The organism is Bordetella muralis, from assembly GCF_965139205.1.
In the GTDB taxonomy this organism is placed as follows: domain Bacteria; phylum Pseudomonadota; class Gammaproteobacteria; order Burkholderiales; family Burkholderiaceae_B; genus Bordetella_A; species Bordetella_A muralis.
In genome coordinates, this window is sequence record NZ_CBCSIU010000047.1 from 1 (window position 1) to 11,142 (window position 11,142).

The 11,142-nt window shown below is 59.0% G+C and carries 12 protein-coding genes; 10 read left to right on the forward strand and 2 right to left on the reverse strand.

All coding sequences use genetic code 11. The features are described from left to right. Positions 1-164: 164 nt before the first annotated feature. Positions 165-518, reverse strand: a complete 354-nt coding sequence (locus tag ACNA0I_RS26495) for a RidA family protein (RefSeq protein ID WP_094820210.1) — start codon at positions 516-518, stop codon at positions 165-167. Positions 519-611: 93 nt separating this feature from the next. Further along, on the reverse strand, positions 612-1,787 hold the full coding sequence (pncB, locus tag ACNA0I_RS26500) for a nicotinate phosphoribosyltransferase (protein ID WP_415809011.1): 1,176 nt from the start codon (positions 1,785-1,787) through the stop codon (positions 612-614). A 193-nt stretch (positions 1,788-1,980) separates the two neighbouring features. Here pncB and fdxA point away from each other — a divergent pair, with 193 nt between their 5' ends. From fdxA to ACNA0I_RS26550, 10 genes are all read left to right on the forward strand, one after another. Continuing rightward, a complete protein-coding gene (gene fdxA / locus ACNA0I_RS26505) occupies positions 1,981-2,304 on the forward strand; it encodes a ferredoxin FdxA (RefSeq protein WP_415809012.1) in 324 nt (107 codons plus the stop codon). 49 nt (positions 2,305-2,353) lie between these two features. Continuing rightward, the gene (locus ACNA0I_RS26510) at positions 2,354-3,151 is read left to right on the forward strand and encodes a ferredoxin--NADP reductase (RefSeq protein WP_415809013.1); all 798 of its coding nucleotides are present in this window, start codon (positions 2,354-2,356) and stop codon (positions 3,149-3,151) included. Positions 3,152-3,356: 205 nt separating this feature from the next. Continuing rightward, on the forward strand, positions 3,357-4,571 hold the full coding sequence (locus ACNA0I_RS26515) for a polyhydroxyalkanoate depolymerase (protein WP_415809014.1): 1,215 nt from the start codon (positions 3,357-3,359) through the stop codon (positions 4,569-4,571). Positions 4,572-4,747: 176 nt separating this feature from the next. Further along, positions 4,748-5,401: an electron transport complex subunit RsxB gene (gene rsxB / locus ACNA0I_RS26520; protein ID WP_415809015.1), complete on the forward strand. Its 654-nt coding sequence runs from the start codon at positions 4,748-4,750 to the stop codon at positions 5,399-5,401. Between the two features lie 2 nt (positions 5,402-5,403). Next, entirely contained in the window at positions 5,404-6,042 is a 639-nt protein-coding gene (nth, locus tag ACNA0I_RS26525) for an endonuclease III (RefSeq protein WP_415809016.1), read from the forward strand. A gap of 209 nt (positions 6,043-6,251) precedes the next feature. Then, positions 6,252-7,025, forward strand: coding sequence for an ABC transporter ATP-binding protein (locus tag ACNA0I_RS26530; protein ID WP_094820722.1), 774 nt, complete (start codon positions 6,252-6,254; stop codon positions 7,023-7,025). Then, the gene (locus ACNA0I_RS26535) at positions 7,022-7,735 is read left to right on the forward strand and encodes an ABC transporter ATP-binding protein (protein ID WP_094820203.1); all 714 of its coding nucleotides are present in this window, start codon (positions 7,022-7,024) and stop codon (positions 7,733-7,735) included. The genes ACNA0I_RS26530 and ACNA0I_RS26535 overlap by 4 nt, the downstream gene beginning before the upstream one ends. A gap of 59 nt (positions 7,736-7,794) precedes the next feature. Next, positions 7,795-9,009, forward strand: coding sequence for an ABC transporter substrate-binding protein (locus ACNA0I_RS26540; RefSeq protein ID WP_415809017.1), 1,215 nt, complete (start codon positions 7,795-7,797; stop codon positions 9,007-9,009). A 92-nt stretch (positions 9,010-9,101) separates the two neighbouring features. Next, positions 9,102-9,989, forward strand: coding sequence for a branched-chain amino acid ABC transporter permease (locus tag ACNA0I_RS26545; protein ID WP_415809018.1), 888 nt, complete (start codon positions 9,102-9,104; stop codon positions 9,987-9,989). Further along, the gene (locus ACNA0I_RS26550) at positions 9,986-10,969 is read left to right on the forward strand and encodes a branched-chain amino acid ABC transporter permease (protein ID WP_415809019.1); all 984 of its coding nucleotides are present in this window, start codon (positions 9,986-9,988) and stop codon (positions 10,967-10,969) included. Before ACNA0I_RS26545 ends, ACNA0I_RS26550 begins: the two co-directional genes overlap by 4 nt. The last annotated feature ends 173 nt before the right edge of the window (positions 10,970-11,142 follow it).

The window sequence follows — 11,142 nt, forward strand, 5'->3', positions numbered from 1 at the left end:
ACTTTGTGAAGCCCGGCCGGGCCGATTGCCTCGGCTCGACGACCAATAGAACCCCTACCTCGTCCTAAACACCAACAACGCTACCAAAAAACAAAAAGAGCCATCGCGCATTCCCACACGACGGCCCATCACTACCTCAAAAGAAAGAAGCGCAGTGCCCCTCCTTAAGCCACAGCAGCAGTCACCACAATCTCGACCTTAAAGTCAGGATTAGCCAAACGCGCCTCGACCGTGGCACGCGGAGGCGCATTGCCCGCCGGCACCCACGCATCCCACGCCTTGTTCATGGCGTCAAACTCTTTCATATTGGCCACAAAAATCTGCGCCATCAGAATCTTGGTCTTGTCGGTGCCCGCCTCAGCCAGCAAACGATCAATCGTCGCCAACACCTGTTCCGTCTGCCCCGTCATATCCAGCGAAGCATCATCCGGCACCTGACCTGCCAAATACGCAACACCGTTATACACGGCCATATCGGACAGACGCTTTTCCACATTGACGCGCTTAATACCACTCATCAAACATCCCCAAAGAGTACGTTAAAGAAATGCCTAGCCTTCAAACGGCCCGGCAAAAAAACACGCTGCGCCGGCGGCAAAAAAATCACCCGCTCAAGCCGGCGGCAGCTGAAACACCTGGCGCAGATACGCCAGATACGCCGGATCGTCGCACATCGTCTTTTCCGGCGCATCCGAGACTTTCGCCACCGGCTGGCCATTGCAGCGAACCATCTTCATCACAATCTGCAGCGGCTCGTGGCCCAAATCATTCGTCAGATTCGTACCGATCCCGAACGACACCTTGCAACGCCCCGCAAACTGTCGCGCCAGCTCGATCGCACGCGGAAACGTCAGCGAATCGGAAAACACCAGCGTCTTGGCGCGTGGATCGACACGATTATTCCGATAGTGCTCCAGCAATCGTTCGCCCCACAAAAAAGGATCGCCCGAGTCATGCCGCGCACCATCGAACAGCTTGCAGAAATACATATCGAAATCGCGCAGGAACGCGTCCATGCCATAGACATCCGATAGCGCAATACCCAAGTCGCCCCGGTACTCTTTCGCCCAGACCTCCAATGCATACACCTGCGAATCGCGCAGTCTCGGCCCCAATGCCTGGCAGGCCTGCAAATACTCGTGGCCCATGGTGCCCAGTGGCAACACGTTGTGCTCCATCGCCAACAGCACATTGCTGGTGCCCGCAAAATGCTTGCCCATCTGCGCTTTCATCGTCGCCACGATTTCCTCGTGCCACTGCTTGGAAAAGCGCCGGCGGGTCCCATATTCGGCCACCCGGAAATCGGCCAACGCGGGATCATCCAACACCAGATGCATCTTCGACTGCAGGCGTTTGCGGCCTTCGTCCCAATCCGGGTCCCGACGGGTATTACGGAAATAGACTTCGTTCACGATGGCCAGCACCGGAATCTCGAACAAGATCGTATGCAGCCACGGACCTTTCACCGTGATCGATATCTCGCCGGGCTGATCGCCCTCGCCGATGAAAATGCAGCGCTCGGGCAAGTGGAACAAGCGCAGAAAATCCACAAAATCGCTCTTGATAAAGCGCAACCCACCCAAGTACTGCAATTCGGCATCGGTAAACCGCAGCTGGCATAGCGCGTGCACCTCGGCACGGATCTCGTCCAGATACGGCTGCAAATTCACGCCGGGCGTGCGGCATTTATAGCGATACTCGACCTGTGCAGCGGGAAAGTGATGCAACACCACCTGCATCATGCTGAATTTGTACAGATCGGTGTCAAGCAGTGAAGTAATTATCATGATGACGCGCGTCGGGCGCGCAGGGGTTCGTCAAGCCGATTTTTTTCCACACCATAGCATAAGCAGCCCCCCGCCCCTCCCCCAGCCAGAGGCCTCGCCACTACCGTAGCCAGGGTTATCATCGCCTCGTGGGCTGCATATGGGTAAAATCTTAAGAATTCAAAAAAGCTGTTGCTTGTCCGCGGAGCCCCGAATGACCCACGTCGTTACCGAAAACTGTATCAAATGCAAGTACACCGATTGCGTCGACGTGTGCCCGGTAGATTGTTTCCGCGAAGGCCCCAACTTCCTGGTCATCGACCCCGACGAGTGCATTGACTGCGCAGTCTGTATCCCCGAATGCCCTGCCAACGCCATCTACGCCGAAGAAGACGTGCCCCAGGACCAGGTAAAGTTCATCGCGATCAACGCCGAGCTGACGCCCGAATTCGCTCCCATCAGCCGCGCGAAAAAGCCGCTGCCCGATGCCGACGACTGGAATGGCAAGGAAGGCAAGCTGGAACTCCTGGAAAAATAGGCCAGGCTCGGCCGCGCCACTCGCTGCCGCACGCCCGACTACGTTCTAGATGACAGAATCCAAGTACACGCGCCAAACCGTCACCCATGTACAGACATGGGTCCCCGAAAAACTGTTCTCGGTACACGTGACCCGCGATCCGGCCTTTACGTTTCAGGCCGGACAGTTCGCGCGCGTGGGGCTGCCAGAGGCGAACGACCCGGACGGGGAGCCCACGCTGTGGCGTGCCTATTCCATGGTCTCCGCCCCTCACGAAGACCGACTCGAGTTCTATTCCATCGTGGTGCCGGACGGGCAATTCAGCCCACGGCTGGCGCAACTGCGCGCAGGTGATGCCCTCTACGTCGACAAGACGCCCTTTGGTTTTCTGACCATCGAGCGGTTCCCTCAGGGTGGTGACCTCTGGCTGCTGGCCACGGGGACGGGCCTGTCGGCCTATCTATCCATCCTGCGCGATCCTGCAACGTGGCGGGCATTTCGACGCATTGTTCTGGTCCATGGCGTGCGATCCGCCACCGAGCTGGCCTATCGAGACGAGATCGAAAACTGGTCGCAGCAGCCCGCCTACGCGGACTATTTCAAGGAAGATCCGCGCAAACTGATCTACCTGCCTATCGCCACGCGCGAAACCATCCCGGGGATGCCTCAGGCACGGCTGACGACCTTGATCGAAAACGGGGGCCTCGAGCAACTCGTCGGCATACCGTTGGACGCCCAGCAGTCCAAGATCATGCTGTGCGGCAATCCAGCCATGCTCAGCGAGGCCCGCAAACTGCTCGCAGCACGAGGATTTGCGCCTGGCCGGCGCGGTATCCCCGGAAATTTGGCCGTCGAAAATTACTGGTAACGCGCCCTTCGCGGCAAAATGTTGTTTTTTAGGGACAAATTTCGCGCTTTTGTGCCCAACTTGCCAGACGCAATAGATATATCCTTACTCGAAATAGTAATAATCAATTCGACGTCTGGACGCGTTCCGACGGATAGTCCCGGTTCATTCATGGACGCTTTGGCCAGCTCTGCTGCCCCCGCTCAGTTAAAGGACCCTCGCCTAGATGCTGTATCACTTACATGAAATGCAGCGAGCATTCCTGACGCCTCTTGCTGCATTCACCGACGCCAGCTCGCAATTATTTTCCAACCCGTACAGTCCGCTGGCCTATACCCCGCTCTCGCGCCAATTGGCGGCCAGCTGTGAGTTGATACACCGGCTGGGCAAGGAATATCAAAAGCCGGCCTGGGGACTGCCCGCCACCCAGATCGACGGCAAACACGTCGAGGTCAAAGAAACCGTGGCCGTGGCGCAGCCGTTTTGCCGCCTCGTGCATTTCGAACGCGCCGTGCGCCGCAACGATCCGCGCGTGCTGCTCGTCGCGCCCCTATCCGGCCACCATGCCACCCTGCTGCGCGACACCGTTCGTGCGCTGCTGCCCGATCATGAGGTCTACGTCACGGACTGGGTCGATGCCCGCATGGTCCCGCTGGCGGCCGGCCCCTTTCATCTGAACGACTACGTTCGCTATATCCAGGACTTCATCCGTCATCTGGGCCCGGACGTTCACGTGATCTCGGTCTGTCAGCCGACGGTGCCAGTACTGGCGGCCGTGTCCCTGATGGCCACCGCAGGCGACGCCCACCAGCCGCGCAGTATGGTCATGATGGGTGGCCCGATCGATCCGCGCGAGTCCCCCACTCAGGTCAATCGCCTGGCCACGACCAAGCCCCATTCCTGGTTCGAAAGCCAGCTGATCGACACCGTGCCTGCCCGTTATCCGGGTGCAGGCCGCCGGGTCTACCCCGGTTTTCTCCAGCATGCCGGGTTCGTGGCGATGAATCCTGATCGCCATCTCAAATCGCACTACGATTTCTACCTGGACCTGCTGCGCGGGGACGATAGCGATGCCGAGGCCCATCGGCGCTTTTACGACGAATACAACGCCGTATTGGACATGCCCGCCGAGTTTTATCTCGACACCATACGCATCGTGTTCCAGGAATTCCAGTTGCCCAACGGCACTTGGAAGGTTGGCAAACAGACCGTCAAACCTGCCGACATCAAGCAAGTCGCCTTGCTGACCATCGAAGGGGAATTGGACGATATTTCTGGCCAGGGCCAGACGCGCGCGGCGATCTCGCTATGCAGTAGCATTCCGGCGGCACGCAAACAGCACTACACCGCGAAAGGCTGCGGCCACTACGGCATTTTCTCGGGCCGGCGGTGGCGCGAGCTGATCTGTCCTAAAATTGCGGAGTTCATCCGTCAGGCATAGCCCTGACGTGTAACGATTGCCTCGCAAGCCTGACGACTGATGGGGCGGCCTCCGGGCCGCCTGTGTTCACCTACGTTCGTGTACGCCCACGTCGTTGCCGGGCTCATGTGCTCGGTTCGGTAGCGGCATTGCGCCAGGTCCAAATCGTCAGCATGCCCTGTTTCCGTTTTTCCGCCATGTCCTGTCTTACTCTTGCCGACCGTATCGACGCCCTGCTGCCTCAGACACAGTGCACAAAGTGCGGGTACGACGGTTGCCGACCTTACGCCCAGGCGATTGCCGATGGCGCAGCGCCCATCAATCGCTGCCCTCCGGGAGGTGACGATGGCATTGCAGCCCTGGCTGCGTTGCTGCACACCGCCGTCCTGCCGCTGGATCAGAGCCGCGGCGAACCGGGCCCGCTGCTGGTCGCGCGCATCGACGAGGCGCATTGCATCGGCTGTACGCTGTGCATTCGCGCCTGTCCGGTCGATGCGATCGTGGGCGCCAACAAACGCATGCACACCGTACTCACCGACTGGTGCACAGGGTGCGACCTCTGCGTCGCGCCATGCCCTGTGGACTGCATCGACATGGTGCCCGCCAACCGGGCCTGGACACCCGCCGACGCAGAGGCGGGCCGCCAACGTCATCGGACACGGCAATTGCGCCTGGCGCGCGAAACGGCGCACAACGAGCGGCTCATGGCCGCATCGGCTGAATTAGACAGCCCGGCGCCGCTGCCCGCCGCACAGCCTCCAGCCATCAGCGCCGACGACGAAACGCGTAAGCGCTCGGCCATCGAGTCCGCCCTGGCGCGCGCCCGCGCACGCCGTACTGCCTCTACCTGAATATGAACGCTGCAAAACGCCGGGCCATTTTTGAACGCCTCAAAGCCGCCAACCCACACCCCACGACCGAGCTCGAGTACAACACCCCCTTTCAATTGTTGATCGCGGTGCTGTTGTCGGCCCAAGCCACCGACAAATCCGTCAACATCGCCACGCGCAAATTCTTCCCGCGCTACGGTACGCCCAAGGCGATGGTTGAACTCGGCGAAGAAGGTTTATCGGAATACATCAAGACCATCGGCCTCTATCGCACCAAGGCGAAAAACGCGATCGCCACCTGTAGGCTGCTGCTCGAACAGCACGGCGGCGAAGTCCCGCAAACGCGCGAGGCCCTCGAAGCCCTGCCCGGCGTCGGCCGCAAAACCGCCAACGTCGTGCTCAATACTGCCTTTGGTCAGCCGACCATGGCAGTCGATACGCATATCTTTCGGGTATCCAATCGCACCGGCATCGCCCCGGGCAAAAATGTGCTCGAAGTCGAAAACAAATTGGTCAAATTCGTCCCCGCCGAATACATGCAGGACGCCCACCATTGGCTGATCTTGTTGGGCCGTTATATTTGCGTCGCACGCAAACCCAAATGCCCGCAATGCGGCATTGCGGATTTGTGCGAATACAAACATAAAACACCACTGCAATAATGCAGACATAACCCCGCCACCCCTTTGGATGGCGGGGTTATTTGCTTGTAACTGTTGATTATTCCCGGTATCCAGCCAGCGCATTGTCGGCTGGCCGACAATGCGTCATGCCGCATTGCAATACCTATGAAAAACCCTCATGGAATTTTCAACCGTAGATGCGCATACTCGCCGCAACTCTTAAAAAAGATAATGCGGGTGCCGCGAGCATGGATGACATAATCCTGGAGACAAAAGGCCTCACGAAAGAATTTCTCGGCTTCGTTGCCGTCAACGGGGTGAATCTGCGCGTCAAGCGCGGGCAAATCCACGCGTTGATCGGCCCGAACGGCGCGGGCAAAACCACCTGCTTCAATCTGCTGACGAAATTTCTCGCTCCGACCAAGGGCCAGATTCTTTTTAACGGCACTGACATCACCCGCGACCGTCCTGCGCAAATTGCGCGGCGCGGCATTATTCGTTCGTTTCAGATTTCGGCCGTATTCCCGCACCTGTCCGTGCTGGAAAACGTACGCATCGGCCTGCAGCGCAAGACAGGTTTGTCATTTCATTTCTGGCGTAGCGAGAAACAACTGAATTCACTCAATGCGGCGGCGCTCGCGCTGCTGGAACAAGTCGATCTCGGCGCGTTCGCCAACGAGATCACGGTCAACCTGCCGTACGGCCGCAAACGCGCACTCGAGATTGCAACGACATTGGCCATGGAGCCCGAACTGATGTTGCTGGATGAGCCCACGCAGGGCATGGGCCACGAAGACGTAGACCGCGTGACCCAGTTGATCAAACGCGTCAGCGAAGGCCGCACGATCTTGATGGTCGAGCACAACATGAACGTCATCTCGTCCATCGCCGACACCATCACCGTACTGGCGCGCGGCGCAGTACTGGCAGAAGGCCCCTACGCAGAGGTGTCGCGCCACCCCGCAGTCATGCAAGCGTATATGGGCACCACGGAAGGAGCTTTGCAAGGAGCACACGCATGAGTACGCTCGCCCTCGAAATCTCCGGTTTGCAGGCCTGGTACGGCGAATCGCATATCCTGCATGGCGTAGATATAAAGGTAGGTCAAGGCGAAGTCGTCACCCTCCTGGGGCGCAACGGCGCAGGCCGTACGACTACCCTGCGAGCGATCCTCGGCTTGACGGGCTCACGCAAAGGCTCGGTCCGGATTCACGGCACCGAGGCGATTGATCTGCCCACCTACAAGATCGCGCATCTCGGCGTCGGCTACTGCCCCGAAGAACGCGGCATCTTTGCCAGCCTGTCATGCGAAGAAAACCTGTTATTGCCTCCCGCCGTCGGCGGTGCGCTCGGCGGCGGCATGTCGTTAGCCGAAATCTACGACATGTTTCCCAACCTGCAGGAACGCCGCAATTCTCCGGGCACGCGTCTATCCGGCGGCGAACAGCAGATGCTGGCCGTAGCACGCATCTTGCGCACAGGTGCCAATCTGCTGTTGCTGGATGAAATATCCGAAGGGCTTGCCCCCGTCATCGTGCAAGCCCTCGCCCGCATGATCACCGCCTTGAAACAACGCGGGTACACCATTGTGATGGTGGAGCAGAACTTCCACTTTGCGGCGCCGTTGTCTGATCGTTTCTATGTCATGGAACACGGCCAGATCGTCGAGCACTTCGAGGCCCATCAACTTCAAGAGAAACAGGATACGTTGAACGAACTGTTGGGCGTATAAGAATCCTGTCGTTCGCCGCATTGACGGCATCCATAAAAGAGAAGCAAAGGAGTCATCCCATGAAGCTGCATCACATCACTGCCGTGCTGGCCCTAGCGGGTCTGGGATTGGCCGGGCTACCCGCCCAGGCACAAGGTATCTCCGGCGATGTCATCCGCATCGGTTTCATCACTGACATGTCGGGTGTCTATTCCGACATCGATGGCCCGGCCGGTGTCGAAGCCATCCGCATGGCGATTGCCGATGCGGGCGGTGAGATCAATGGCAAGAAAATCGAGCTTGTCACCGCAGACCATCAAAACAAAGCCGACATCGCCTCGAGCCGTGCGCGCGAATGGTTCGACCAACAAGGCCTGGACGTTCTGATCGGCGGCACCAACTCCGCCACCAACCTGGCCATGGCAGCCGTTGCAGCAGAAAAGAAACGCCCCTTTATTTCCATCGGCGCGGGCGCATCGGACCTGACCAACGCACAATGCACGCCGTACACCGTGCACTACGCCTATGACACCGTCGCGTTGGCGCGCGGCACGGGCTCGGCAGTCGTGAAAAACGGCGGCAAGAGCTGGTTCTTCCTGACTGCAGATTATGCGTTTGGCCATGCGCTCGAACGCGACACCAGCGCCGTGGTCAAGGCCGCTGGCGGCGAAATCAAAGGCGCAGTGCGCGCGCCGCTGGCCACTGCCGATTTCTCGTCATTCCTGCTGCAAGCCCAAGCCTCTGGCGCTCAGATCCTGGGCCTGGCCAATGCGGGCGGCGACACGATCAACTCGATCAAAGCCGCCAATGAGTTCGGCGTCACGCAGACCATGAAAATGGCAGGCCTGCTGATCTTCATCAACGACATCCATTCCCTGGGCCTGCAAGCCACGCAGAACATGTACCTGACCGACAGCTGGTACTGGGATCAATCCGACGCAGCCCGCGCCTGGTCGAAGAAGTTCGAAGAAAAGGTCAAACGCAAGCCCTCCAGCCTGCAAGCCGCCGACTACTCTTCGGTCGCCTTTTACTTGAACGGCGTCAAAGCCACCGGCACCGACGACGGCGATGCGTTGATGAAATGGATGAAGTCCAACAAGATCAACGATTTCTACGCCAAAGACGGCTACGTGCGCGAAGACGGCCGCATGGTGCACGAAATGTACTTGATGCAGGTCAAGACGCCCGCAGAGTCCAAAGGCCCGTGGGACTACTACAAGGTTGTCGCCAATCTTCCTGGCGACGAGGTCTACACCAAGCCCTCGGAATCAACCTGCAAACTCATCAAGAAGTAATCCACTGATCCTCGCGGCGCCCTGGCTCTCTACCCGGACCGGGGCGCTCAGAGTTAGCACGCATCCATCCGAACGCGCAGGATTCTTGCCACATGACTGATCTATTCGGCATACCAATACAGGCCTTGCTGGGCCAATTGCTTCTGGGCCTGGTCAATGGCTCGTTCTATGCCATGCTGTCCCTGGGTCTGGCTGTCATCTTCGGACTGCTCAACGTCATCAACTTCGCGCACGGCTCGTTGTACATGCTGGGGGCATTCGTCGCATGGATGGGGTTGTCGTACTTCGGCCTGAACTACTGGATCATGCTGATCCTCGCGCCGATCGTCGTGGGCCTGTTCGGCATCATCATCGAAAAACTGCTGCTCAAACATCTCTACAAACTCGATCACCTCTACGGGTTGCTGCTGACCTTTGGCTTGACACTCTTGATCGAGGGGTTGTTCCGCAGCTTTTACGGTGTATCGGGCCAACCCTACCCCACGCCCGACGCCCTGCGTGGCGCCACGAATCTGGGCTTCATGATTCTGCCCAACTACCGCGGCTGGGTCGTGGTAGCGTCAATCACCGTGTGCATGGCCACCTGGTTCGTCATCGAACGCACCCGTCTGGGCGCCCTGCTGCGCGCCGGCACGGAAAACCCCAAACTCGTCGAAGCCTTTGGCGTGAACGTACCGCGCATGGTGACTTTGACCTATGGTTTCGGTGTCGCCTTGGCTGGCTTTGCAGGCGTCCTCGCCGCGCCGGTCTTGCAAATATCGCCACTGATGGGGTCGAACCTGATCATCGTCGTCTTTGCCGTCGTGGTGATCGGCGGCATGGGCTCAATCCTGGGCGCCATCGTCACAGGCCTGGGGCTCGGTGTGATTGAAGGCCTGACCAAAGTGTTCTGGCCTGAGGCCTCGAGCACCGTCGTATTCATCATCATGGCCATCGTCCTGTTGCTTCGCCCCGCCGGGTTATTTGGGAAAGAGAAATGAATCGCCAATTACTCTGCTACGCGGCGGCGGCCATCATTGTGGCCCTGTTGCCCTACATGGGCGTATATCCCATCTTTGCCATGAAGGTGATGTGCTATGCACTATTTGCCTGCGCCTTCAATCTGCTCTTGGGATACACCGGCCTGCTCTCATTCGGCCATGCCGCATTCCTGGGCAGCGCAGCCTATGCGGCGGGACATGCCATCAAAATATGGGGATTCCCCACCGAACTGGGCCTGATATTCGGCACTGCTGTCGCCGCCGCGCTCGGCCTCGTCATGGGCTTGTTGGCCATTCGCCGCAGCGGCATCTATTTTGCGATGATCACGCTGGCCCTGGCGCAGATGGTCTTTTTCTATTTCCTGCAGGCGCCCTTCACCGGCGGCGAAGACGGCCTGCAACGCGTTCCGCGCGGCACGCTGCTGGGCTTTATCGATCTGAGCAACGACCTGAATCTCTACTACGTGGTGATGGGGATCTTTGCGATCGGCTACTTCATCATCTGGCGCACCGTCCATTCGCCATTCGGGCAGGTGCTGCAGGCACTGCGCGAGAACGAGCCGCGAGCCTTGTCATTGGGCTATGACGTAGACCGGTTCAAACTGCTCGCTTTCGTTTTATCGGCAGCGATCGCCGGACTCGCGGGCGCGACAAAGACACTGGTGTTCGTATCCGCCACACTGTCCGATGCAACGTGGCAGATGTCGGGGCTGGTGATTCTGATGACGCTGGTCGGTGGCCTGGGAACATTGACCGGGCCTATCCTGGGAGCCTTTATCGTCGTGCTGCTGGAAAACAAAGTCGGCGACTTCGGGCGGTTCATGGCCAACGCGACGGGCAATGACTGGTTCCTGCGACTGGGTGAATCGGTCACGATCGTCATTGGCCTGATTTTCATCATCTGCGTACTGGCGTTTCGGCGAGGCATCGTCGGGGAATTGCAGGCGTTTATGGCTCGGAGGCGGGTTTCTTCTTCGTAACGCTCGTTTAGGCGGACGGTTTTTGGTGGTCGTTTGCTGATGGCAGTATGGATTTCTTTAGGCGTCCCGGGCGCGTGCCTGAGTGCGGCACCGGGCCTATCGCACGGACTCGGCCCATGACCAGGGGCCTCGGTCCGCTGCGCGGACTAAATCCGNGCTCNACGGCCCGGCGC

Excerpts from the sequence above, each read along its gene's own strand:
- ACNA0I_RS26495 (WP_094820210.1), bottom strand. The coding sequence starts at position 518 with ATGAGTGGTATTAAGCGCGTCAATGTGGAAAAGCGTCTGTCCGATATG.
- pncB (WP_415809011.1), bottom strand. The coding sequence starts at position 1,787 with ATGATAATTACTTCACTGCTTGACACCGATCTGTACAAATTCAGCATG.
- fdxA (WP_415809012.1), top strand. The coding sequence starts at position 1,981 with ATGACCCACGTCGTTACCGAAAACTGTATCAAATGCAAGTACACCGAT.
- ACNA0I_RS26510 (WP_415809013.1), top strand. The coding sequence starts at position 2,354 with ATGACAGAATCCAAGTACACGCGCCAAACCGTCACCCATGTACAGACA.
- ACNA0I_RS26515 (WP_415809014.1), top strand. The coding sequence starts at position 3,357 with ATGCTGTATCACTTACATGAAATGCAGCGAGCATTCCTGACGCCTCTT.
- rsxB (WP_415809015.1), top strand. The coding sequence starts at position 4,748 with ATGTCCTGTCTTACTCTTGCCGACCGTATCGACGCCCTGCTGCCTCAG.
- nth (WP_415809016.1), top strand. The coding sequence starts at position 5,404 with ATGAACGCTGCAAAACGCCGGGCCATTTTTGAACGCCTCAAAGCCGCC.
- ACNA0I_RS26530 (WP_094820722.1), top strand. The coding sequence starts at position 6,252 with ATGGATGACATAATCCTGGAGACAAAAGGCCTCACGAAAGAATTTCTC.
- ACNA0I_RS26535 (WP_094820203.1), top strand. The coding sequence starts at position 7,022 with ATGAGTACGCTCGCCCTCGAAATCTCCGGTTTGCAGGCCTGGTACGGC.
- ACNA0I_RS26540 (WP_415809017.1), top strand. The coding sequence starts at position 7,795 with ATGAAGCTGCATCACATCACTGCCGTGCTGGCCCTAGCGGGTCTGGGA.
- ACNA0I_RS26545 (WP_415809018.1), top strand. The coding sequence starts at position 9,102 with ATGACTGATCTATTCGGCATACCAATACAGGCCTTGCTGGGCCAATTG.
- ACNA0I_RS26550 (WP_415809019.1), top strand. The coding sequence starts at position 9,986 with ATGAATCGCCAATTACTCTGCTACGCGGCGGCGGCCATCATTGTGGCC.